The sequence below is a fragment of the Streptomyces sp. NPDC029674 genome (genome assembly GCF_044903205.1).
In the GTDB taxonomy this organism is placed as follows: Bacteria; Actinomycetota; Actinomycetes; order Streptomycetales; family Streptomycetaceae; genus Streptomyces.
The window spans coordinates 364,316-386,612 of record NZ_JBJDPY010000008.1; the positions used below are offsets into that span (position 1 = coordinate 364,316).

The following is a 22,297-nucleotide window of genomic DNA, read 5'->3' on the forward strand; positions in this document are numbered from 1 at the left end:
CCGCGCCCGGTACGAGGTGCTCGTCACCACCGTCCTGGCATGGAAGGACCCGGGTCTCACCGCACGCGACTACGAACAGATCGTGCTCCAGCTGACCGGGCACGCCCGCGCCCTGGCCGTCGACGTCCAGCGGCCATGCCGCCGCCCTGCCCAAGGACGACGGCCGCAGCGCGCTCGCCGAAGTCGTCCTGCGGGAAGCCACCAGCCGCCTGTCCCAACCGATACACGGCACCGTGCACTGCGCCCAGAACCGCGCCCGCCTCGACCGGGCGCTCCACGAACGGCTCGACCGCCTCACCGGGCCCCGACAGCCACCCCATAGCCGTGCTACCACTGCCCTCTGACAGGTGATCTTGACTGATTGACAAGTGATCTTGACCGGGGCTGGGTCGTCCCTGCTGGTGCGGCGGAAACTGCGATGCGTGTGGGTCGGGCGGCGACCGGCTTACGCCCCATCGGCGAGGATGAGTTCGGCCATCGCAAGCAAGCCTTTGAAGACCCTGAGTCCCTCTCGGTACTTCGCCGAACGCGCCAGCAGCGCCACGGCCGCACGGAGCTCCGGCAGGCAGTCACGGAGAACCTCGACGTCGTCCGGGCCCGGAACTCCATCGTTCCTGAGATAGGCCGTGACGCAGCCGGCCATGTTGAGATCCAGGTACGCCAGATCGTGTCGGTGATCAAACGGCACGTCGGGGAACGGCCCGGGGTGGTGCGCGGCCCACAGGAGGGCCACCTCGCTGACTATCGCCCGGTGTCGGTCGGGCCCGGGAGGCGGGATGAGAGTGGTCACGAAGCGATCCTCCCGCACGCGCCGAGCCCCACCCGCCGCCGGGCCTCCTTCGACGTGGCCGACATGTTGACCTCTCGCAGCGAAGGTTGCTCACGACAGGTGTGGCCGGGCCGCGGTCCTGGGTGGGGGTCGTCGTGGTCGGCGCCGTACACGCGCCGCAGGGGCGTGTCCAGGCGCGGCTCCAGATCCATCGCCTTTGCCCCGATGGAGCCGAATCCGCCACACAGATCCGCGCACACGTATGGACGGCAGACGTCCCGGCCGCCGGCACCGACTCGTGGGTCTACCTCGGAGTCGGAGGGCGCGAGTTCCTTCTCGACACCGGGGAAACCGATCTTCAGCAAAACCAGGACCAGGAGTGCATCTTCGGCGAGGGCAGCAACGCCAAGAACGCCGAGTACAACGACCCGCGTACACCTCCCCTGCCCACCGAAGATGCGGCGGACATGGTCCTGGCGGACAAGGCCTACTCATCCCGTGCGATCCGCGACCACCTGCGTAAGCGCGGCATCCGGGCGGTGATTCCCATCCCGGCGGATCAGCGTGGCCACCGGCTGCGACGGGGCAGCCGGGGTGGCAGGCCACCCGCCTTCGACCGCGAGACCTACAAGCAGCGCAACACCGTCGAGCGGTGCATCAACCGCCTCAAACAGTGGCGAGGCATGCCACCCGCTACGAGAAGACCGCGACCATCTACCTCGCCGGACTCCACATCGCCGGCATCTTCCTCCGGTCCGCCCGCTGATCCAAACGAAACCGCCTAGTCGGTCACCGCGATCCGGCCGTCGACGGGCGCGGGCGCCGGTGTCGGCGTCCTGCCCCCGGTGAGGTTCTTCAGGAGCTCCGCGAGGTCGACTCCCGTGGTGGAGTTGAGGAGTTCGACGCCCTGGGCGACGTTGTCCGCGACCGTCCGCGAGAGCTGACTCGCCCCGTCCGTCGAGATCACCGTCATCTTGTCCACCGCGCTGAGCGGCTCGGACGCCTTGGCGACCACGCTCGGCAGCACCTCGACGAGCATCTGCAGGACCGCCGCGTCGCCGTACCGCGTGAACGCGTCGGCCTTCTTGTGCATCGCCTCCGCCTCGGCGGAACCCTTCGCGCCGATCGCGGCGGCCTCCGCCTCACCCTCCAGGCGCACGGCGTCGGCGAGCGCGGCGCGGTGCGCCTTCTCGCCCTCACCGGTGAGCCGGGCCCGCTCCGCGTCGGCCTCGGCCTGCTTGACCAGGCCGATCCTGCGGGCCTCCGCCTCCTGCTCGGCCTGGTAGCGCGCGGCGTCGGCGGGCTTGCGGATCTTGGTGTCCAGCTCGCGGTCGGTCAGCGCGGCCTGGCGCTGGGCGACCTTCTCCTGCTCGGACAGGACGTCCTGCTGCCGGGCCGCCTCGGCGAGCGGTCCGGCGGCGCCCGCGCGGGCCGCGGCCTCGTCCGTCTCGGCCTTGATCTCGGCCTGCTTGAGCGCGAACGTCCGCTGGGCGATCGCGATCTCCTCCTCGGCCTTCAGCCGCGCCTGCTCGGCGGCGCGGCGCGCCACTGCCTCGGCGATGTCCGCCTCCTGCTTGGCGCGGGCCGCCTCGGGCCGCCCCAGGTCCTCCAGGTAGGAGCCCTCGGTGGTGATGTCCTGGATCTGGAAGGCGTCCAGGACCAGGCCCTGCCCGGAGAGGCTGGCCTCGGCCTCCTCGGCGACCTGCCCGGCGAACGCGGCGCGGTCCCGGATGATGTCCTCGACCGACATCCGCCCCACGATGGAGCGCAGCGCGCCGGACAGCACTTCCTGGGTGAAGCCGACGATGCCGTCCTGCTGCACCAGGAACCGCTGGGCCGCGGCCCGTATCGAGTCCTCGGTGCCGCCGACCTTCACGATGGCGACGCCTTCGAGGTTCGCCTTCACACCGCGCAGCGTGACCGCGCCGCGCACCGCGATCGGAATGTGCCGCGAGGACAGGTCGAGGGTGAACTTCTGCTGCACGAACGGCACGACGAACACGCCGCCGCCGACCACGACCTTCTGGCCGCTGTTGTCGGTCATGACCCGGCCGGTGTCCGGGTCGGTGGACTTCTTGCCGCGCCGGCCGGTCACGATGAAGGCCTCGCTGGGCCCGGCGACCTTGTAGCGCGTGATGACGACGAGCGCCAACAGGACGAGGAGTACGACGACTCCGACGACGGAGATCAGGACTGAGCTCATGGTGCATTCCCCCTCTGCCGTCCGGGGACGGCAGATCGGTTTCGGGATGGTCTGTGTGTGGGTGGCCCGCAGGCGTGTGCCCGGGTCAGCGCTCCACGGGCCGCACGGTCACCGAGGTCGGCGAGAGCGTCGCGTCGACCCAGACCTCGGTGCCCCGCGCCACGGCGACGGAGCTGCGGGCCGCGAACTTCACGCGCTGGCCCGCGAGGTGCAGCAGCACTTCGCCGTAGCCGTCGGCCGGGATCGCGGTGACCACGGACCCCGGGGTGCCCACGAGGTCGGCGCCGCGCGGAGTGCGGGCGGTCTGGTCGCGCATCAGGGCGCGGGTGACCTTCCACGTCAGCAAGGCGGCTCCGGTCCCGGCGCAGGCGCCCGCGACGGTGGCGGGGCCCGCGCCGAGGCCGGTGGTGCCGAGCACGAGCGCCCCGCCGAAGCCGAGCATGGACACGAACCCGGCGACGACCGGCAGTGAGAGGAGCCCATCGAAGAGCCCGTCCAGCGCGCCCGCCCCGTCGAAGAGGCCTTCGAGCACCCCGCCGAGGACGAGCGAGAGCACCAGCAGCACGATCCCCGTGATGCCGAGAACCAGAAAGACCGTCATCGGATCACTTCCCCCGTCACGCCGTCCACCTCGGTACGGAGCGATCCTGGCACGCCGGTGGAGGCACTGACATTGCCTGGTTCCGGCAGTCTTTACGCGTCTTTAATGCCGGACACTCCGCCCGTCGCCAACTAGGCTGGCCCGCACCATGATCAGCTGCATACTGCCCCCGGACTGGCCCACCGACGAGCGGACGGCGCGCGCCGTCCAGGACGAACTGCGCACCCGCGTCGTCCTCGACGAGGAGGGCCCGCCGCCCGGCACGGGACACGTCACCGGGGTGGATGTCGCCTACGACGACGAGCGGGACATCGTCGCCGCGGCCGTCGTCGTGCTGGACGCCGCGACGCTCGACGTGGTCGAGGAGTCGACGGCGGTCGGCACGGTGGCGTTCCCCTACGTGCCGGGCCTGCTGGCGTTCCGCGAGATCCCGGCGGTCCTCGCCGCGCTCGCCGGGCTGCGGGCCGACCCCGGCCTGGTCGTCTGCGACGGCTACGGAATCGCCCACCCGCGCCGCTTCGGCCTCGCGAGCCACCTCGGCGTGCTGACCGGCCTGGCCACGCTGGGCGTCGCCAAGAACCCCTTCACGTTCTCGTACGAGGCCCCGGCCGCCGGACGGGGGAGCGCGGCGCCGCTCCTGGACGGCTCCGAAGAGGTGGGCCGCGCGCTGCGCACCCGTGAGGGCGTGAAGCCGGTCTTCGTCTCGGCGGGCCACCGGGTGAGCCTGTCGAACGCCTGCGCGCACGTGCTGCGCCTGACGCCCCGCTACCGCCTCCCGGAGTCCACGCGGCGCGCGGACGCCCTGTGCCGGGCGGCCCTGCGGGAGGCGACCGCGGCGGGGGGTTGAAAGATCAAATGAGGGGCGGGTTAGCATATGAGCGCCGCCTAGCTCGAAAGATACTTCTGTGACTGTCAATGACGACTCGTTCACCAATTGGAAGCACCGCGAGGAGATCGCGGAGTCGATGATCCCGATCATCGGGAAGCTGCACCGCGAGCGGGACGTGACGGTCCTGCTGCACAGCCGCTCCTTGGTGAACAAGTCGGTGGTCAGCATCCTGAAGACGCACCGGTTCGCCCGGCAGATCGCCGGCGCGGAGCTCTCGGTCACCGAGACGCTGCCGTTCCTGCGGGCCCTCACCACGCTCGACCTCGGTCCCTCGCAGATCGACATCGGCATGCTCGCCGCGACGTACCGGACCGACGACCGCGGTCTGAGTGTCGAGGAGTTCACCGCCGAGGCCGTCGCCGGCGCCACGGGCGAGAACAAGATCGAGTGCCGCGAGGGCCGGGACGTCGTCCTCTACGGCTTCGGCCGCATCGGCCGCCTCGTCGCCCGTCTGCTCATCGAGAAGGCCGGCTCCGGCAACGGCCTGCGCCTGCGCGCCGTCGTCGTCCGCAAGGGCGGTGACCAGGACATCGTGAAGCGCGCCTCGCTGCTGCGCCGCGACTCCATCCACGGCCAGTTCCAGGGCACGATCACCGTCGACGAGGCGAACAGCACGATCATCGCCAACGGCAACGAGATCAAGGTGATCTACGCCAACGACCCCTCCGAGGTCGACTACACGGCGTACGGCATCAAGGACGCCATCCTCATCGACAACACCGGCAAGTGGCGGGACCGCGAGGGCCTCTCGCAGCACCTGCGCCCCGGTATCGACAAGGTCGTCCTGACCGCCCCCGGCAAGGGCGACGTCCCGAACATCGTGCACGGTGTCAACCACGACACGATCAAGCCGGACGAGCAGATCCTGTCCTGCGCGTCCTGCACCACCAACGCGATCGTGCCGCCGCTCAAGGCGATGGCGGACGAGTACGGCGTCGTGCGCGGCCATGTGGAGACCGTCCACTCGTTCACCAACGACCAGAACCTGCTGGACAATTACCACAAGGCCGACCGCCGCGGCCGCTCCGCGCCGCTCAACATGGTCATCACCGAGACGGGTGCCGCGTCCGCCGTCGCCAAGGCGCTGCCGGACCTCAAGGCGCCGATCACGGGCAGCTCGATCCGCGTGCCCGTGCCGGACGTCTCGATCGCCATCCTCAGCCTGCGCCTCGGCCGCGAGACCAACCGCGAGGAAGTCCTCGACTACCTCCGCAACGTGTCGCTGACCTCGCCGCTCAAGCGCCAGATCGACTTCACCAGCGCCCCCGACGCGGTCTCGAACGACTTCATCGGCTCGCGCCACGCCTCGATCGTCGACGCCGGCGCGACCAAGGTCGACGGCGACAACGCGATCCTCTACCTCTGGTACGACAACGAGTTCGGCTACTCGTGCCAGGTCATCCGGGTCGTCCAGTACGTCTCCGGGGTGGAGTACCCGACCTACCCGGTGCCGGTGGTCTGATCTCCGGTGGATGCCCCGCACGGAAACGTGCGGGGCATCTCCATGTGGCCGTACTCGCCGCCCTACCGCACCGAGCTGCCCTACCGCACCGAGGCGACCCGGAACGACATCCCCGCCGCCCGCAGCCGCGCGAGCAGCGGGTCACCCATCGCCACGGCCGTCGTGACCTGCCCGGCCGTCGGGGGCAGCTCGTCCAGGGCGAGGCACAGCGCCGACTCGGCCAGGATCTTCGCCGTCTCGTCGTACCCCGGGTCGCCGCCCGACACCTCGGTGAAGACCCGCTTGCCGCCGCCCTCGCCGACGAACCGCACCGAGAACCACGTCCTGGCCCGCCGCTCCTCGCTCGGCCCGTCACCGGGCTTCAGCCGGTCCGACAGCCAACGTCGCACGGACGGCAGTTGAGCGGCTGCCAGCAGCCCGCCGAGGGCCACCGGTGCGCCCAGCGCGACCGGCAGCGTCTTCACGGCCGCGTAGTGCCGGTAGCGGAAGTCGGGCCCGTACCGCTCCAGGGCCCGCGCCGAGCGCTGCACCACCTGCGGGTCGATCGTCGGCAACGGCAGTGCCCACGCGCCGACTTCGCCCGCGTACCTGGGCGCGCTCGGCGGGGCGTACGCCTTGCGGTCCGTCGGGCGGGGTTCGTGGCGCCGCCGCTCCTTCGCGGCGGCCAGCATCTGCGGGGCCCGCGCGAACTGGTTGAGCGCGGAGGCGAAGGTGCCGCCGGAGAACTGCCCGTTGGTCCGCACGAATCCGTCGACGCGCAGCGGCACCCCCTCGGGCAGTTGCTGCACGGTGAAGTACGCTCCCAGGTCGTGCGGGACCGAGTCGAAGCCGCAGGCGTGCACGAGGCGGGCGCCGGTCTCCCGCGCGCGGGCGTCGTGCTGCACGTACATGAGGTCGATGAACTCGGGCTCGCCCGTCAGGTCCACGTAGTCCGTGCCGGCCTCCGCGCACGCGGCGACCAGTTCCTGCCCGTAGGTCAGGTAGGGGCCGACGGTCGTGGCGACCACGCGCGCGTGGGCGGCCATCTCCCGCAGGGAGTCGGGGTCGGCCACATCGGCGCGCACCAGGGGGAGTTCGGCGCACGCCGGGTCGAGTGCGGCCAGCCGCTCGCGCACCCGCTCCAGCTTCCCGGTGTCGCGTCCCGCGATGGCCCACCGCAGCCCCTCGGGGGCGTGCGAGGCGAGGTACTCCGCGGTGAGCACCCCCACGAAGCCGGTCGCTCCGAAGAGCACGATGTCGTAGGGGCGGTCCGTCTTCGCGCCGGTCTCGTCGTTCCCGTCGCTCTCGCCGTGCTGACTGGTCATGACACCTCTCCGCTGTACGCCCCCGTGCGGTCGTGAGTGGCCGAGGCTAGCGTGCGCGCCCGGAGACCACGCCTACACCCCCGGAGGACACGGCTATACCCCCGGCGCGGATCGGACCGCTATCCCGTTCCGCTCGAACAGCGCCGCGGTGACCCCGTCGCCCGCCACCAGCTCCCCGCCGAACGACCCGTCGTACACCTCCCCGCGCCCGCACGAGGGGCTGCGCGGCATCAGCAGCGCCTCCGTGCACCCGCCGTGCCGCGCGGCCGCCAGCGCGCGCCTCGCACCGTCCACGAACTCGGCCGTCACGTCGCGGCCGGTGTCCTCGACCACCCGCGCGGTGCCGTCCAGGACGTCGTGCCCGTCGCCCCCCACGAGTTCCGCGGGGCGGCGCGGCGTCGGAAGTCCGCCTGCGGCCTCGGGGCAGAACGACACGACCGTACGGCCGGCCACCGCCTCGTCGAGCTCCGGCGAGGCCTTGTCGCGGCCGTCGTAGCGGCACGGGACGCCCCGCAGACATGCGCTGACCAGTACGGAATCCATGCCCCCAGGCTAGGCGGCGCCGGGTCGGCGGCCGAGTGCGCCCCGGAAATTGGCTAAGCGCTTGCTCGCCAGGGGCTTGTGCGCGGTGGGACACGTTCATAGCATCACTGGTGTTACATCAGTTGTGTCATAGCTGTGTCATAGCGCTGGGGGCTCAATGGCAGTGCCGGGCAAGGGCGTTCACGGACCGCTCGCCGGAGTGCGTGTGGTGGAGCTGGCGGGCATCGGGCCCGGCCCGTTCGCGGCCATGCTGCTGGCCGATCTCGGCGCGGACGTCGTGCGCGTCGACCGCCCCGGCGGTGGCGGCCTCGCGATCAATCCCGAGTACGACGTGACCAACCGCAACAAGCGCTCCGTCGTCGTCGACCTGAAGGCGGACGACGGCGCGGACCGCGTCCTCGGCCTCGTCGAGCGCGCCGACATCCTCATCGAGGGGTACCGGCCGGGCGTGGCCGAGCGCCTCGGAGTCGGCCCCGAGGCCTGCCACGACCGCAATCCGCGGCTCGTCTACGGCCGGATGACCGGCTGGGGCCAGGACGGACCGCTCGCCCCGCGCGCCGGGCACGACATCGCGTACATCGCCATCACCGGCACCCTCGGCATGATCGGCAACGCCGACGAGCCGCCCGCGATCCCCGCCAACCTCGTCGGTGACTACGCGGGCGGCTCGCTCTACCTCGTCGTCGGCATCCTCGCGGCGCTGAACCATGCGCGCGTGCACGGTGCCGGGCAGGTCGTGGACGCCGCGATCGTCGACGGCGCGGCGCACCTCTCCGCGATGATCCACGGCATGCTCGCGGCCGGCGGCTGGCAGGACCGGCGCGGCGCCAACCTCCTCGACGGCGGCTGCCCCTTCTACGGCACCTACGAGACCGCGGACGGCGGTCACATGGCCGTCGGCGCCCTGGAGCAGCAGTTCTACGACGAGTTCATCGCCCTGCTCGGCCTCGCAGGCACCGCCCCCGCCCGCAAGGACCTGGCCCGCTGGGGCGAGCTGCGCGAGGCGGTCGCCGCCCGCTTCAAGGAACGTACGCGCGACGAGTGGACGGCCGTCTTCGAGGACTCCGACGCGTGCGTGGCGCCCGTCCTGTCCCTGCGCGAGGCCCCCGCCCACCCGCACCTCGCCGCACGCGGCACCTTCGTCGACCACGGCGGCATCACCCAGCCCGCCCCCGCGCCCCGCTTCTCCGCCACCCCGACGCGCGTCCGCACCGGCCCGGCCCAGCCGGGCGCCGACACCGCCGAGGTGGCCCGCGACTGGGACGTACCGGCCCTCGCGGAACCCTCCGAGGAACAGGAGGACCACTGATGGAGATCTCGGTCCCGCTCGCCTACGCGGGCGACCCGCGCGAGGGCGCCGACGGCGTCGCCGCACTGGAGTCCGCGGGCCTGGACGCCGTATGGGTCGCGGAGGCGTACGGCTTCGACTCGCCCACGATCATGGGCTACCTCGCGGCGCGCACCCGGCGCATGAAGATCGGCGCCGCCATCCTCAACGTCTACTCCCGCACCCCCGCCCTGATCGCCCAGACCGCCGCGGGACTCGACGCGATCTCGGGAGGCCGCGCGATCATCGGCCTCGGCGCATCGGGCCCGCAGGTCGTCGAGGGCTGGCACGGCAAGGCGTACGACAAGCCGCTCGGGCGGATCCGCGAGACCATCGAGCTGACCCGCCGCATCCTGCGCCGCGAGGTCATCGACCACCACGGCATCACGGACATGCCGCTGCCTGCGGAGAAGGGCGGCAGGCTCGGCAAGCCCCTGAAGATCCTCACGAAGCCGGTCCGCCCCGAAGTACCGCTCTACGTCGCCTCCCTGGGCCCCGCCAACGTCCGCATGACCGCCGAGATCGCCGACGGCTGGCTGCCCACCCTCTTCATCCCGGAAAAGGCCCACCAGGTGTGGGGTGCCGCGCTCGCCGACGGCAAGGAGAAGCGCGATCCGGCCCTCGGCCCGCTGCGGACGGTCGCCGGGGGACTGCTGGCCATCGGCGACGACGCGGGGGCCGTACGGGATCGCGCCCGCCCCCAGATCGCCCTCTACGTAGGCGGCATGGGCGCGAAGGGGAAGAACTTCTACAACGACCTCGCGGTCGCGTACGGCTACGAGAAGGAGGCCGCACGCATCCAGGAGCTGTACCTCGCCGGGAAGAAGAAGGAGGCCGAGGCCGCCGTCCCGGACGAGTTCTGCGAGCTCATGTCGCTCTGCGGGCCCGAAGGGTACGTCCGCGAACGCGTCGAGGCCTTCCGGGCGGCGGGCGTCACCATGCTCAACGTCATTCCCGTCGGCCCGGAGCCGGCCAAGCTGATCGAAACCGTCAAGGGCTGGCTCTAGGAGGCCGTACGTGAAGCGACAGATCTTCTCCGCCGAGCACGAGGCGTTCCGCGAGACCGTCCGCACCTTCCTGGCCAAGGAGGTGCTGCCCCACTACGAGCAGTGGGAGAAGGACGGGATCGTCAGCCGTGACGCCTGGCTCGCCGCGGGCAAGCAGGGGCTGCTCGGCCTCGCCGTCCCCGAGGAGTACGGAGGCGGCGGCAACGACGACTTCCGCTACTCCGCTGTGCTCGCCGAGGAGTTCACACGCGCGGGCGCCGCCGGACTCGCGATCGGCCTGCACAACGACATCATCGGCCCCTACCTGACCTCCCTCGCCACCGAGGAGCAGAAGCGGCGCTGGCTGCCCGGCTTCTGCACCGGCGAGACCATCACCGCCATCGCGATGACCGAGCCCGGCGCGGGCTCCGACCTCCAGGGCATCCGCACCGGTGCCGAGGACCACGGCGACCACTGGGTGCTCAACGGCTCCAAGACGTTCATCTCGAACGGCATCCTCGCCGACCTCGTCATCGTCGTCGCCAAGACGTCCCCCGAAGGCGGCGCCCACGGACTGTCCCTGCTTGTCGTCGAGCGCGGCATGGAAGGGTTCGAGCGCGGCCGCAACCTCGACAAGATCGGCCAGAAGGCGCAGGACACCGCCGAGCTCTTCTTCAACGACGTACGCGTCCCCAAGGAGAACCTGCTCGGCGAGCTCGACGGCGCCTTCATCCACCTGATGACGAACCTCGCGCAGGAGCGCATGGGCATCGCCGTCGCCGGGATCGCCGCCGCCGAGCACCTCCTGGACATCACCACGACGTACGTGAAGGAGCGCGAGGCCTTCGGGCGCCCGCTCTCCCGGCTCCAGCACATCCGCTTCGAGATCGCGGAGATGGCCACCGAGTGCGCCGTCACCCGCACGTTCCTCGACCGGTGCATCGTCGATCACTCGAACGGGGAACTCGACGCAGTCCACGCGTCGATGGCGAAGTGGTGGGCGACCGAGCTGCAGAAGCGCGTCGCCGACCGCTGCCTGCAACTGCACGGCGGCTACGGCTACATGACCGAGTACCGCGTCGCCAAGGCCTTCACCGACGGACGCATCCAGACCATCTACGGCGGCACGACCGAGATCATGAAAGAGATCATCGGCCGTTCCCTCCTCGGCTGACCCTCACCCTCCCGAAGACCCCGCGAAAGGCTCAACGCGTGACCACCGAAGCGTACGTATACGACGCGATCCGCACCCCGCGCGGACGCGGCAAGGCCAACGGCGCCCTGCACGGCACCAAGCCGATCGACCTCGTCGTCGGCCTGATCCACGAGATCCAGGCACGGTTCCCCGACCTGGACCCGGCCGCCATCGACGACATCGTCCTCGGCGTGGTCGGTCCGGTCGGCGACCAGGGCTCCGACATCGCGCGGATCGCCGCCATCGCCGCGGGACTGCCCGACACGGTCGCCGGCGTCCAGGAGAACCGCTTCTGCGCCTCCGGCCTGGAAGCGGTCAACCTCGCCGCGATGAAGGTCCGCTCCGGCTGGGAGGACCTGGTGCTCGCGGGCGGCGTCGAGTCGATGTCACGCGTCCCGATGGCCTCCGACGGGGGCGCCTGGTTCAACGACCCGATGACCAACTTCGAGACCGGCTTCGCGCCGCAGGGCATCGGCGCCGACCTCATCGCCACCATCGAGGGCTTCTCGCGGCGCGACGTCGACGAATACGCGGCCCTCTCCCAGGAGCGCGCCGCCGCGGCCTGGAAGGACGGCCGCTTCGCCAGGTCCGTCGTCCCGGTCAAGGACCGCAACGGCCTCGTCGTCCTCGACCACGACGAGCACATGCGGCCCGGCACCACCGCCGACTCCCTCGGCAAGCTGAAGCCGTCCTTCAAGGACATCGGCGACATGGGCGGCTTCGACGCGGTCGCGCTGCAGAAGTACCACTGGGTCGAGGAGATCGACCACGTCCACCACGCGGGCAACTCCTCCGGCATCGTCGACGGCGCCTCGCTGGTCGCCATCGGCTCCAAGGAGGTCGGCGAGCGGTACGGCATCGCGCCGCGCGCGCGGATCGTCTCCGCGGCGGTCTCCGGCTCCGAGCCGCTGATCATGCTGACCGGGCCCGCGCCCGCGACCCGCAAGGCGCTCGCCAAGGCCGGCCTCACCATCGACGACATCGACCTCGTCGAGATCAACGAGGCGTTCGCGGCGGTCGTGCTGCGCTTCGTGAAGGACATGGGCCTGTCCCTGGACAAGGTGAACGTCAACGGGGGTGCGATCGCGCTCGGTCACCCCCTCGGGGCGACCGGGGCGATGATCCTCGGGACGCTGGTCGACGAGCTGGAGCGCAGGGATCTCCGGTACGGGCTGGCCACGTTGTGTGTGGGCGGTGGGATGGGCATCGCCACGATTGTGGAACGGCTGTAGGGGTCGCGCCGTAGGGGCTGGGGTGCGTCGCCGACCGCGGGTGCGCCGTGGTCGCTCGCGCAGTTCCCCGCGCCCCTGAAGGCCTGCGGCTGCGCGCCTTCCCCCGACGCGCCCCTGAGACGGCGCACGGAGTGCGCCTCTCAGGGGCGCGGGGAACTGCGCGACCAGCCCCCACCGGCGGTCAGCCGACCACGATCCCCAGCCGCCCTCCCCAGATTCCGCCCGCCACAGACTTCACGGAGAAACGAACATGACCGCAAGCACGACCATCCGCTGGGAACAGGACGACACCGGTGTCGTCACCCTCGTCCTCGACGACCCCAACCAGTCCGCCAACACCATGAACCAGGCCTTCAAGGAGTCCATCGCGGCGATCGCCGACCGCGCCGAGGCCGCCGTCGCGGCCGACAAGGACGCCGTCCGCGGGTTCATCTACACCTCCGCGAAGAAGACCTTCTTCGCGGGCGGCGACCTCAAGGACATGATCAAGGTCGGCCCGGACAACGCCCAGGAGGCGTTCGACACGGGCAACGCCATCAAGAACTCGCTGCGCCGCATCGAGACCCTCGGCAAGCCCGTCGTAGCCGCCATCAACGGCGCGGCCCTCGGCGGCGGCTACGAGATCGCCCTCGCCTCCCACCACCGCGTCGCCCTGGACGCCCCCGGCTCCAAGATCGGCCTGCCCGAGGTCACCCTCGGCCTGCTCCCGGCCGGCGGCGGCGTCACCCGCACCGTGCGCCTCATGGGCATCACGGACGCCCTCCTCAAGGTGCTGCTCCAGGGCACCCAGTACAACCCGAAGCGCGCTCTGGAGAACGGCCTCGTCCACGAACTGGCCGCCACTCCGGAGGAGATGATCGAGAAGGCCCGCGCCTTCATCGACGCCAACCCCGAGTCCCAGCAGCCCTGGGACAGGCCCGGCTACCGCATCCCGGGCGGCACCCCGGCCAACCCGAAGTTCGCGGCGAACCTGCCCGCCTTCCCCGCCAACCTGAAGAAGCAGACGGCGGGTGCCAACTACCCGGCACCGCGCAACATCCTCGCCGCGGCCGTCGAGGGCTCCCAGGTCGACTTCGAGACCGCGCTGACCATCGAGGCCAGGTACTTCACCGAGCTGGTCACGGGCCAGGTCGCGAAGAACATGATCCAGGCGTTCTTCTTCGACCTCCAGGCCGTCAACTCCGGCGCCAACCGCCCCAAGGACGTCGAGCCGCGCCAGGTCCGCAAGGTCGCCGTGCTCGGTGCCGGGATGATGGGCGCCGGCATCGCGTACTCGTGCGCCCGCGCGGGCATCGAGGTCGTCCTGAAGGATGTCTCGGCGGAGGCCGCGCAGAAGGGCAAGGGGTACTCCGAGAAGCTCTGCGCCAAGGCCGTCGCCAAGGGACGTACGACCCAGGAGAAGGCGGACGCGCTGCTCGCCCGCATCACGCCGACCGCCGACCCGCAGGCCCTCGCGGGGTGCGACGCCGTGATCGAGGCGGTCTTCGAGGACACCTCGCTCAAGCACAAGGTGTTCCAGGAGATCCAGGACATCGTCGAGCCGGACGCGCTGCTCTGCTCGAACACGTCCACCCTGCCGATCACCACCCTGGCCGAGGGCGTCACGCGTCCCGTCGACTTCATCGGCCTGCACTTCTTCTCGCCCGTCGACAAGATGCCGCTCGTCGAGATCATCAAGGGTGAGCGGACCGGCGACGAGGCGCTCGCCCGCGCCTTCGACCTGGTGCGCCAGATCAACAAGACGCCGATCGTCGTCAACGACTCGCGCGGCTTCTTCACGTCGCGCGTCATCGGGCACTTCATCAACGAAGGCGTCGCGATGGTCGGCGAGGGCATCGAGCCCGCGTCCGTCGAGCAGGCGGCGGCCCAGGCGGGCTACCCGGCGAAGGTGCTGTCCCTGATGGACGAGCTGACCCTCACCCTGCCCCGAAAGATCCGCAACGAGACGAAGAAGGCCGTCGAGGAGGCGGGCGGCACCTGGGCGGGCCACCCCTCGGACACCGTGATCGACCGCATGGTCGACGAGTTCGAGCGGCCCGGCAGGAGCGGGGGAGCGGGCTTCTACGACTATGTGGACGGCAAGCGCGGCAAGCTCTGGCCGGGCCTGCGCGAGCACTTCACCAAGCCGGGGCACGAGATCCCGTTCGAGGACATGCAGGAACGCATGCTGTTCTCCGAAGCGCTCGACACCGTACGCCTCTTGGAGGAGGGCGTCCTGACGTCGGTCGCCGACGCCAACATCGGCTCCATCCTCGGCATCGGCTTCCCGGGCTGGACGGGCGGCGTCCTGCAGTACATCAACGGCTATGAAGGCGGCCTGCCCGGATTCGTGGCACGCGCGCGTGAGCTCGCCGAGCGCTACGGAGAGCGGTTCACGCCGCCCGCGCTGCTCGTCGAGAAGGCGGAGAACGGCGAGAAGTTCAGCGACGCCTGACCCTGCTCTCAACCTGACCCTGCTCTCAAGAGGATCCCGCGCGGGAGTGGCTCAGCTCTCCTTGAGCCACTCCCGCAGCTCCTCCTTGAGGGAGCGCTGGAACGCGGTCACCAGCGCCTGCACCACCATCGGCTGCATATGGGCCGAGAGCGACCGCATCGCCGCCACGTGCTCGGGGTCCGACTCCCGCTCGCGGTAGGGCCCCCACACCTCGTCGCGGAAGAGCCGGGACAGCTCGTGCGCGGCCTCGCGGGTGTGCTCCATCAGGACCGTGCGCGCCGCGAGGATCGTCTCGTGCGCGATCGGTACGTCCAGGAGCTGCACGCCGAGGCGCAGCAGGCCCAGGTCGACGCGGTACGTGCCCGGGGCAGGAGTGCGGGCGATCACGCCCATCGCCGCGAGCCGGTCAAGGTCCTCGTCGTCGAGCGCGCGGCCCGCTCTGCGCTCCAGTTCGGCGTGTGTGGTGTCCTCCGCCGAATCCGGCGCCCACGAGGCGACCACGGCCCGGTGGATGGCCAGGTCGTGGGCGCTCAGGTCCGCGGGCAGCTGCTCCAGGTAGCGCTCGATGGCGGCGAGCGTCATGCCCTGGTGCTGCAACTCCTCGATCAGCGCGAGCCGGGACAGGTGGTCCTGGCCGTAGTGGCCGACGCGGCGCGGGCCGATCACCGGCGGCGGGAGCAGCCCCTTGGTGCTGTAGAAGCGGATCGTGCGGACCGTGACGCCCGCGCGCGCGGCGAGTTCGTCGACCGTGAGCGTCGGCTCCTCGGTGTTCGTGTCCGTGTCCGTGTCCGTCGTCATGACGCGCTCCTCCCCGGCCGGCTCTCCGGACCTCTCCCCGTTGTGCAGCGGTCCGGTGCGTGGCCGGGCGTGCATCAATCCGGTGCAACAGTATTGCTGGCACACCAGTGTTGTGAAACCCTCCGGGCCAGTCACATGCTTGTCCACCGCTCGGCCACTCGCTCCTCACGCACCCGTCCGCTCACGCACAGCCGATGGCGCCAGGAGGCGGTCATGACCACGATCCTGCGACTCCCCGGGGACCCCGCCGACATCACGCTCCCCGCCCTGCTGCTCCGCAACGCCGAGGACCACGGCGACCTCCCCGCGCTGTCCTGGCGTGTGGGGGAGGAGTGGTCGACGCTCACCTGGCGAGAGGCGCGGCGCAAGGTCGCCGTCCTCGCCGCCGGTTACGCCGCGCTCGGCGTCGAGCGCGGCGAACACGTCCTGATGATGATGGGCAACCGCCCCGAGCACTGGCTGAGCGACCTCGCCCTGGTGCACCTCGGCGCCGTCCCCGTCACCGTGTACGGCACCTCCGCCCCCGGGCAGGTCGCGCACATCGTCCGGCACAGCCGGGCCCGCTTCGCGATCGTCGAGGGTGCCCGCGAGCTGCCGCGCTGGGAGCCCCTCCTGGCGGACGACACGGCCCCGCTGGAGCGCCTCGTCGTCGTGGAGGCGGCCGAGGCGGGCGAACACCGTACGTACGGCTCCCTGCACGCCACCGGGAGCCGGCTGTTCAACCCCGACGCCTTCGAGAAGGCCTGGCGCGAGAACCGCCCGGCCGACCCGCTCACCGTCGTCTACACCTCGGGCACCACGGGCGACCCCAAGGGCGTCCGCCTGACCCACCGCAACGTGATCCTCAACGGCATCGCCCTGGACGGCGTCGTCGACTTCCCCGAGCACGTCGGGCACATCTGTTACCTGCCCTTCGCGCACATCGCGGAGCGCCTCCTCGGCATCTACCTGCCGGTGCTGCGCGCCGCCCACGTCTATCTGTGCGCCGACCCCGCGCACGTCGCCGCCACCGCGCGCGAGCTGCGGCCCTTCCAGTTCTTCGGTGTCCCGCGCGTGTGGGAGAAGCTCGCCGCGTCCGTGCGGGCCGCGCTCGCCGGGCTGCCGGAGGAGCAGCGCCGCGCCATCGAGGCGGCCAACGAGACGGCACGCGCCCACGTCGCCTGCCGGGAGCGCGGCGAGGAGCCCCCCGCCGAGCTCCGGACGGCGTACGAGGAGGCCAAGGAGCGGGTGCTCGATCCGCTGCTCGCGCTGGCCGGGTTCGACCGGCTCGTGTGGACCGCGAGCGCCTCGGCGCCGATGCCGCTGGACGTGGCCAGGTTCTGGGCGGGCTTCGGTCTCGTGATCATGGACGCGTGGGGGCTCACCGAGACATCCGGCGTGGTCACGACGAACGGCCCGGACGGGTTCCGGCTCGGCTCGGTGGGCCGCCCCATCGAAGGCCTCGAGGTACGCGTCGCCGACGACGGCGAGATCCTGGTGCGCGGCGCGACGGTCTTCGACGGGTACCTGCGGGCGGACGGCGGCGTCGACGACGCACGGGACGCGGACGGCTGGTTCGCCACCGGGGACATCGGGCGGCTCGACGAGGACGGCTACCTCTGGCTGACCGACCGCAAGAAGGAAATGATCGTGACCTCGACGGGCAAGAACGTCGCGCCCGCCCTCGTCGAGAGCGCGCTCAAGGAGCACCCGCTGATCGGCCAGGCCCTCGTCCACGGAGACGGCCGCTCCTACCTGGTGGCGCTCCTGGTCCTCGACCCGGAGATGGCGCCCGTCTGGGCGGCCGCGCGCGGCATCGAGGGGGATCTGGCCGCGCTGGTCACGCACGAGGCCGTGCTCGCGGAGGTGGCCCGCGCGGTGGAGGCCGCCAACGCGCGCCTGAACCGCACCGAGCAGATCAAGCGCTACCGGCTGCTGGCCGAGGAGTGGGGCCCCGAGACGGGCGAGCTGACACCGTCCCTGAAGCTGCGCCGCCGGGTCATCCGTGACAAGTACATGCAGGTCATCGATGCTCTGTACACCCCCTGACCAGCATGTGAGAAGTTCCGCTATGTGACGTGCGCCACCGCGTGGGGGGCGATCTCTGAGGGAAGGTGTCCCGTCGGTCCGCGCGCGTCAGGGGTGTCGCGGGCCGGAGCACATCCGGACCCCGGGAGCTCTTCCGGGCACCAGAGAGTAGATCCCCCACGTGAGCAAGGAAGCCGTAGACACGGCCGCCCTGGACGCATCCCGCACCGATGCTCCCCAGGCCCCCGCGGACGCGGGCGACGCCGGTTACAGCAAGGACCTCAAGGCCCGGCACGTCAACATGATCGCGATCGGTGGCGCGATCGGCACCGGCCTCTTCCTGGGGGCGGGCGGCCGCCTCCACTCGGCGGGCCCCGCGCTCGCCCTCGCGTACCTCGTGTGCGGCATCTTCGCGTTCTTCGTCGTCAGGGCGCTCGGCGAGATGGTCCTCTACCGGCCCTCGTCCGGTTCGTTCGTCTCGTACGCGCGTGAGTTCCTCGGCGAGAAGGGCGCGTTCTTCGCCGGTTGGATGTACTTCCTCAACTGGTCGACCACCTGCATCGCCGACATCACGGCGATCGCGCTCTACACGCACTACTGGAGCTTCTTCACCGACATACCCCAGTGGGTGCTCGCGCTGATCGCCCTCGCGGTCGTGCTGTCGGTGAACCTGGTCTCGGTGAAGTACTTCGGCGAGATGGAGTTCTGGTTCTCGATCATCAAGGTGGCCGCACTGAGCGCCTTCATGATCATCGGCATCTGGCTGCTTGCCAGCCAGCACAAGGTGGGCGGCGAGACGCCCGGCCTCAACATGATCACCGACCACGGCGGCCTGATGCCGAACGGTCTGATGCCGGTCGTGATCGTGATGCAGGGCGTCGTCTTCGCGTACGCCTCGCTGGAGCTGGTCGGCGTCGCGGCGGGCGAGACCGCCGAGCCGCAGAAGATCGTCCCGCGCGCGGTGAACTCGATCATGTGGCGCGTCGGCCTCTTCTACGTGGGCTCCGTCGTCCTGCTCGCGCTGCTGCTGCCGGGCACGGTGTACTCGGCCGACCAGAGCCCGTTCGTGACGGTCCTCTCCAAGATCGGCGTCCCGGCCGCCGGCGACGTGATGAACTTCGTGGTCCTCACCGCCGCCATGTCGTCGCTGAACTCCGGCCTCTACTCCACGGGCCGCATCCTGCGCTCGATGGCGATGGCGGGCTCCGCCCCGAAGTTCACGGCGAAGATGAACCGCAACCAGGTTCCCTACGGCGGCATCCTCCTCACCGCCTCCCTCGGTGTCGTCGGCGTCGGCCTCAACAAGGTGGTCCCGGGCAAGGCCTTCGAGATCGTCCTGAACGTGGCCTCGCTCGGAATCATCGGCACCTGGATCACGATCATGGTCTGCCACCTCGCCTTCGTGCGCAGCGCCAAGCGCGGCGAGATCACCCGGCCGAAGTTCCAGCTTCCCTTCAGCGGCATCACCGAGTACGTGACGATCGCGTTCCTGCTCGCCGTCCTCTGCCTGATGTGGAAGGACGCCGAAGTCGGCCGCAAGACGCTGTTCCTCATCCCGGTCGTGGGCGCGGCCCTGGTCGTGGGCTGGTTCGGCGTCCGGCGCCGGGTGGAGCGCGAGGCGCAGGGCCTCACGGTGCCGCAGGACAAGTAGCAGCGCGCCACTGATTGTCAGTGGCAGCCCCTACGGTGGCGTCATGTCGGAGATCACATATGTCCGGGGTGACGCCACCGCGCCGTTCGGCAAGGGCGTCAAGCTGATCGCCCACGTCTGCAACGACCTCGGGGGCTGGGGGAAGGGCTTCGTGCTCGCGGTCTCGCGCCGCTGGCCCGAGCCGGAGAAGGCGTACCGCGCCTGGCACCGCGAGCGCGCGAAGAACGACTTCGGACTCGGCGCCGTCCAGTTCGTCGACGTCGGCCGCGGCGTGTGGGTCGCCAACATGGTGGGGCAGCGCGGCATGCGCACGGGCAGCAAAGGCGTCCCCGTGCGGTACGAGGCGATCGACACCGCCCTCGCCGCCGTCGCCGACAAGGCCGAGGAGCTCGGCGCCTCCGTGCACATGCCGCGCATCGGCTGCGGGCTCGCGGGCGGCAAGTGGTCCCGGATCGAGCCGCTGATAGCCGGGCGCCTGGCGGCGCGCGGGATCCCCGTGACGGTGTACGACTTCGGGGACTGAGACGGTCGCGCGTGGGGTGCGCGGACGACGGCACGACCCCGGCCGCCCAACTGCCCTGCATGTGTGCGTTGTTGCGCACGGATGAGCGGGTAAGGCTCCGGCATGCAGTTCATTCCCGCGCAGCTCGTGCCCATGGGAGTCGGGGCGATCGGGCCGCAGGTCCAGGGGCCGGCCCTCGCCGTGGTCCTGCTCTGCGCCCTCTGCCTCCTCGCCGCCCGCTTCCTGCCCCGCGGCGGCCGGGCCCCCGTGCTCGAAGAGCTGCCCCCGCCCGGCGCTCGGCAGGGGAGGCCGGAAAGGCTGCACTCCGAGGCGCGCGCGGACAGCCCGTGGGAGGACGACGGGCCCCTCGCCACCGGTCAGGCCCGCGAGGAGGCGGCGCGCGCCGAGGCGGAGGCGGAACTGCGCCGCCAGATCTCCGAGTGGGCCTCCGAGGCGGCGGGCCGCATGGCGGACGCCCCGCAGACCGCCCCGCACACCGATCCGTGGAGCGATTCGCGGGCCGATCCGTGGAGCGACCCGTGGACCGATCCGACGGGTTCAGGTCGCTAGGCGTACGCATTCACGCCCTCGTCCGCCCGCACCACTGGTGGCCCGGCCCCCGCACCCGGAGACTCGGGGCCATGGACGTCATGGTCTCGGTCAAGGACGGCGAACTGTGGTCGCACGACTCGGGTGAACCGAGCGGCACGGGCGGCGAAAGCCTCCCCCTGGTCCTGCTGCACGCCGGAGTCGGCGACTCCCGCATCTGGGACGGCATCCTGCCGCAGCTCACGGAGCGGCACCGAGTGATCCGCTACGACGCCCGGGGGTACGGCAGGTCGCCGGCCCCGACCGCCCCGTTCTCCCTGGTGGAGGACCTGATCGCGGTCCTCGACCACTACGGCGTGGCCCGCGCGGTACTGGCCGGGTCCAGCATGGGCGGCGCGACGGCCCTCAGCCTCGCGCTCCGCGACCCCGCGCGGGTGGCGAGCCTCGCCCTGGTGGTCCCGGCGGTCACCGGCGCGGAGGAGCCGCTCCCGCCGGAGTTCATGGCGGAGGTCGGCCGGCTCGCCCAGGCGGGCGACGTGGACGGCATCGTGACCATGATGCGGGGCGTCTCCGCCACGATGGGCACCGGGGACGACCCCGAGGTGACGGCGCACCTGAAGGCGGTGGTCCCGGCGTGGTTCGCCGTGCACCCGCACCACATGCCCGACCCGCCCGTCTTCGACCGGCTCGGCGAGCTCGACGTGCCGTGCGTCCTCGCCCTGGCCGAGCACGACCAGCCCGGGGTGATCCGCGTGAACGAGGCGATGGCGCGGCGCATCCCCGGCTGCCGCCTGGTGCGCCTCGCACACAGCGACCACTTCCCGACGGTGCGGGAACCCGAAGCGGTTCTGGAGGTCGTCCTGGACGCGTACGCCCTGGCGCGCTGACGGCCCCCGCGCCCGCGGTCGCATACTGGAACACGCACGCACCGGGGTACGGCCGAGGAGCACGTCACATGAACCACCACGCCGACGTCCGCGACCCGGCCCCGCCCCCGCCCGGCGGCATCCTCTGGAGCATCGCGGGCGACATCCGCATGTTCCTCATGCTGCCGCCCGCGCTCACCATGCAGGTCGCGCACCCCGCGGTCGGCGCGGGCGTCGACGAGCACTCGGTGTTCCGGACCGACCCGTGGGGGAGGGGAGAGCGCTCGGTGCGCTCGGTCCTGCTGTGGGTGTACGGCGGGGACGAGGCCGCCGCGGAGGGCCGCAGGCTGCGCGTGCTGCACCGCACCATCCAGGGCACGGACACGCGCGGCCGCCGCTACCACGCGCTGACGCCCGCGAACTACGCGTGGGTCCACGCCACCGGCTTCCCCGTCTACCGGCACGCGCAGAAGTACCTGGGCCGCCCCTTCACCGAGCGGCAGGAACGGCAGCTGTACGCGGAGTGGCTCCGGGTCGGGCGGATACTCGGCCTGCGCGACCGGGACATGCCGCAGACGCTGGAGGAGTTCTGGCCGTACTACCGCAAGGTCCTCGCCGACGAGCTGGAACTCACCCGGGTCGCGGCCGAACTCACCGCTCCCGACCAGCCCGTCCCGCCGCCGGACCGCGGCCCGCTCCCCGTCCGGCTGCTGCTGCGCGTCCTGTGGCCCGTGCTGTGGCCCCCGGTGGCCCGCTTCCGCCGCTTCGTCACGATCGGCCTGATGCCGCCGGACGCCCGCGAGGCGATAGGCCTGCCGTGGACCGCCGCGCAGGAGCGCGGGCTGCGCCGGTTCGGCCGGGTGGTCCGCACGGTGGTGCCGCTCCTGCCGGAGCGGCTGCGCTACCTCCCCGCCGCCCGACGGGCGAGGGCACGGCACCGCGCCGCCGGGCGGTAGACCCGGACGGCGCGGCGCACCCG

The 22,297-nt window shown here is 71.3% G+C and carries 19 protein-coding genes and 1 pseudogene; 14 read left to right on the forward strand and 6 right to left on the reverse strand.

Features of this window, described 5'->3' with window-relative positions:
• Window positions 1–445: 445 nt before the first annotated feature.
• Window positions 446–790, reverse strand: coding sequence for a hypothetical protein (locus ACI2L3_RS21665; RefSeq protein WP_404753987.1), 345 nt, complete (start codon window positions 788–790; stop codon window positions 446–448).
• A 407-nt stretch (window positions 791–1,197) separates the two neighbouring features.
• On the opposite strand from ACI2L3_RS21665, the pseudogene ACI2L3_RS21670 reads away from it, so the two are divergent.
• Window positions 1,198–1,535 (forward strand): annotated as a pseudogene (locus ACI2L3_RS21670) (transposase); the annotation flags it as partial.
• Between the two features lie 15 nt (window positions 1,536–1,550).
• Here ACI2L3_RS21670 and ACI2L3_RS21675 read toward each other — a convergent pair.
• Both ACI2L3_RS21675 and ACI2L3_RS21680 read right to left on the reverse strand, forming a co-directional pair.
• A complete protein-coding gene (locus tag ACI2L3_RS21675) occupies window positions 1,551–2,972 on the reverse strand; it encodes a flotillin family protein (protein WP_404753988.1) in 1,422 nt (473 codons plus the stop codon).
• A gap of 85 nt (window positions 2,973–3,057) precedes the next feature.
• A complete protein-coding gene (locus ACI2L3_RS21680; RefSeq protein ID WP_404753989.1) occupies window positions 3,058–3,573 on the reverse strand; it encodes a hypothetical protein in 516 nt (171 codons plus the stop codon).
• Window positions 3,574–3,721: 148 nt separating this feature from the next.
• On the opposite strand from ACI2L3_RS21680, the gene ACI2L3_RS21685 reads away from it, so the two are divergent.
• Window positions 3,722–4,420, forward strand: coding sequence for an endonuclease V (locus ACI2L3_RS21685; protein ID WP_404753990.1), 699 nt, complete (start codon window positions 3,722–3,724; stop codon window positions 4,418–4,420).
• Between the two features lie 58 nt (window positions 4,421–4,478).
• Window positions 4,479–5,924, forward strand: coding sequence for a glyceraldehyde-3-phosphate dehydrogenase (locus ACI2L3_RS21690; RefSeq protein ID WP_404753991.1), 1,446 nt, complete (start codon window positions 4,479–4,481; stop codon window positions 5,922–5,924).
• Between the two features lie 80 nt (window positions 5,925–6,004).
• On the opposite strand, the gene ACI2L3_RS21695 is transcribed toward ACI2L3_RS21690, so the two are convergent.
• Both ACI2L3_RS21695 and ACI2L3_RS21700 read right to left on the reverse strand, forming a co-directional pair.
• On the reverse strand, window positions 6,005–7,228 hold the full coding sequence (locus tag ACI2L3_RS21695) for a saccharopine dehydrogenase family protein (RefSeq protein ID WP_404753992.1): 1,224 nt from the start codon (window positions 7,226–7,228) through the stop codon (window positions 6,005–6,007).
• Between the two features lie 93 nt (window positions 7,229–7,321).
• A complete protein-coding gene (locus ACI2L3_RS21700; RefSeq protein ID WP_404753993.1) occupies window positions 7,322–7,771 on the reverse strand; it encodes a DUF523 domain-containing protein in 450 nt (149 codons plus the stop codon).
• A 157-nt stretch (window positions 7,772–7,928) separates the two neighbouring features.
• Here ACI2L3_RS21700 and ACI2L3_RS21705 point away from each other — a divergent pair, with 157 nt between their 5' ends.
• The 5 genes from ACI2L3_RS21705 (at window position 7,929) to ACI2L3_RS21725 (ending at window position 14,945) form a co-directional block, all read left to right on the forward strand.
• Window positions 7,929–9,080 carry a CaiB/BaiF CoA transferase family protein gene (locus ACI2L3_RS21705; RefSeq protein ID WP_404753994.1) on the forward strand — a complete coding sequence of 384 codons (1,152 nt, stop codon included), beginning with the start codon at window positions 7,929–7,931 and terminating at the stop codon, window positions 9,078–9,080.
• A complete protein-coding gene (locus ACI2L3_RS21710) occupies window positions 9,080–10,105 on the forward strand; it encodes an LLM class F420-dependent oxidoreductase (RefSeq protein ID WP_404753995.1) in 1,026 nt (341 codons plus the stop codon). The genes ACI2L3_RS21705 and ACI2L3_RS21710 overlap by 1 nt, the downstream gene beginning before the upstream one ends.
• A 10-nt stretch (window positions 10,106–10,115) precedes the next feature.
• Window positions 10,116–11,258 (forward strand): acyl-CoA dehydrogenase family protein, encoded by a 1,143-nt coding sequence (locus ACI2L3_RS21715; RefSeq protein WP_404753996.1) that lies wholly within the window; start codon window positions 10,116–10,118, stop codon window positions 11,256–11,258.
• Window positions 11,259–11,296: 38 nt separating this feature from the next.
• Entirely contained in the window at window positions 11,297–12,511 is a 1,215-nt protein-coding gene (locus ACI2L3_RS21720; RefSeq protein WP_404753997.1) for an acetyl-CoA C-acetyltransferase, read from the forward strand.
• Window positions 12,512–12,761: 250 nt separating this feature from the next.
• Window positions 12,762–14,945, forward strand: coding sequence for a 3-hydroxyacyl-CoA dehydrogenase NAD-binding domain-containing protein (locus ACI2L3_RS21725; RefSeq protein ID WP_404753998.1), 2,184 nt, complete (start codon window positions 12,762–12,764; stop codon window positions 14,943–14,945).
• A 51-nt stretch (window positions 14,946–14,996) separates the two neighbouring features.
• Here ACI2L3_RS21725 and ACI2L3_RS21730 read toward each other — a convergent pair whose 3' ends face one another.
• Entirely contained in the window at window positions 14,997–15,743 is a 747-nt protein-coding gene (locus ACI2L3_RS21730; RefSeq protein ID WP_404753999.1) for a MerR family transcriptional regulator, read from the reverse strand.
• A gap of 213 nt (window positions 15,744–15,956) precedes the next feature.
• Between ACI2L3_RS21730 and ACI2L3_RS21735 the strand changes: the two genes are divergently transcribed.
• The 6 genes from ACI2L3_RS21735 to ACI2L3_RS21760 all read left to right on the forward strand — a co-directional run bounded on the left by ACI2L3_RS21735 (window position 15,957) and on the right by ACI2L3_RS21760 (window position 22,274).
• Window positions 15,957–17,771 carry an AMP-dependent synthetase/ligase gene (locus ACI2L3_RS21735; protein ID WP_404754000.1) on the forward strand — a complete coding sequence of 605 codons (1,815 nt, stop codon included), beginning with the start codon at window positions 15,957–15,959 and terminating at the stop codon, window positions 17,769–17,771.
• Window positions 17,772–17,931: 160 nt separating this feature from the next.
• Window positions 17,932–19,401 carry an amino acid permease gene (locus tag ACI2L3_RS21740; protein WP_404754001.1) on the forward strand — a complete coding sequence of 490 codons (1,470 nt, stop codon included), beginning with the start codon at window positions 17,932–17,934 and terminating at the stop codon, window positions 19,399–19,401.
• Between the two features lie 43 nt (window positions 19,402–19,444).
• The gene (locus ACI2L3_RS21745; protein ID WP_404754002.1) at window positions 19,445–19,924 is read left to right on the forward strand and encodes a macro domain-containing protein; all 480 of its coding nucleotides are present in this window, start codon (window positions 19,445–19,447) and stop codon (window positions 19,922–19,924) included.
• Window positions 19,925–20,026: 102 nt separating this feature from the next.
• Window positions 20,027–20,473, forward strand: a complete 447-nt coding sequence (locus tag ACI2L3_RS21750; RefSeq protein WP_404754003.1) for a hypothetical protein — start codon at window positions 20,027–20,029, stop codon at window positions 20,471–20,473.
• Window positions 20,474–20,544: 71 nt separating this feature from the next.
• Entirely contained in the window at window positions 20,545–21,339 is a 795-nt protein-coding gene (locus tag ACI2L3_RS21755) for an alpha/beta fold hydrolase (protein WP_404754004.1), read from the forward strand.
• Between the two features lie 68 nt (window positions 21,340–21,407).
• Window positions 21,408–22,274, forward strand: a complete 867-nt coding sequence (locus tag ACI2L3_RS21760) for an oxygenase MpaB family protein (RefSeq protein WP_404754005.1) — start codon at window positions 21,408–21,410, stop codon at window positions 22,272–22,274.
• Window positions 22,275–22,297: the final 23 nt, after the last annotated feature.

What these genes read in the sequence shown, in the direction of transcription:
- ACI2L3_RS21675 (WP_404753988.1), bottom strand. Translation starts at nt 2,972, where the DNA reads ATGAGCTCAGTCCTGATCTCCGTCGTCGGAGTCGTCGTACTCCTCGTC.
- ACI2L3_RS21680 (WP_404753989.1), bottom strand. Translation starts at nt 3,573, where the DNA reads ATGACGGTCTTTCTGGTTCTCGGCATCACGGGGATCGTGCTGCTGGTG.
- ACI2L3_RS21685 (WP_404753990.1), top strand. Translation starts at nt 3,722, where the DNA reads ATGATCAGCTGCATACTGCCCCCGGACTGGCCCACCGACGAGCGGACG.
- ACI2L3_RS21695 (WP_404753992.1), bottom strand. Translation starts at nt 7,228, where the DNA reads ATGACCAGTCAGCACGGCGAGAGCGACGGGAACGACGAGACCGGCGCG.
- ACI2L3_RS21700 (WP_404753993.1), bottom strand. Translation starts at nt 7,771, where the DNA reads ATGGATTCCGTACTGGTCAGCGCATGTCTGCGGGGCGTCCCGTGCCGC.
- ACI2L3_RS21705 (WP_404753994.1), top strand. Translation starts at nt 7,929, where the DNA reads ATGGCAGTGCCGGGCAAGGGCGTTCACGGACCGCTCGCCGGAGTGCGT.
- ACI2L3_RS21710 (WP_404753995.1), top strand. Translation starts at nt 9,080, where the DNA reads ATGGAGATCTCGGTCCCGCTCGCCTACGCGGGCGACCCGCGCGAGGGC.
- ACI2L3_RS21725 (WP_404753998.1), top strand. Translation starts at nt 12,762, where the DNA reads ATGACCGCAAGCACGACCATCCGCTGGGAACAGGACGACACCGGTGTC.
- ACI2L3_RS21730 (WP_404753999.1), bottom strand. Translation starts at nt 15,743, where the DNA reads ATGACGACGGACACGGACACGGACACGAACACCGAGGAGCCGACGCTC.
- ACI2L3_RS21735 (WP_404754000.1), top strand. Translation starts at nt 15,957, where the DNA reads ATGACCACGATCCTGCGACTCCCCGGGGACCCCGCCGACATCACGCTC.
- ACI2L3_RS21745 (WP_404754002.1), top strand. Translation starts at nt 19,445, where the DNA reads ATGTCGGAGATCACATATGTCCGGGGTGACGCCACCGCGCCGTTCGGC.
- ACI2L3_RS21750 (WP_404754003.1), top strand. Translation starts at nt 20,027, where the DNA reads ATGCAGTTCATTCCCGCGCAGCTCGTGCCCATGGGAGTCGGGGCGATC.
- ACI2L3_RS21755 (WP_404754004.1), top strand. Translation starts at nt 20,545, where the DNA reads ATGGACGTCATGGTCTCGGTCAAGGACGGCGAACTGTGGTCGCACGAC.
- ACI2L3_RS21760 (WP_404754005.1), top strand. Translation starts at nt 21,408, where the DNA reads ATGAACCACCACGCCGACGTCCGCGACCCGGCCCCGCCCCCGCCCGGC.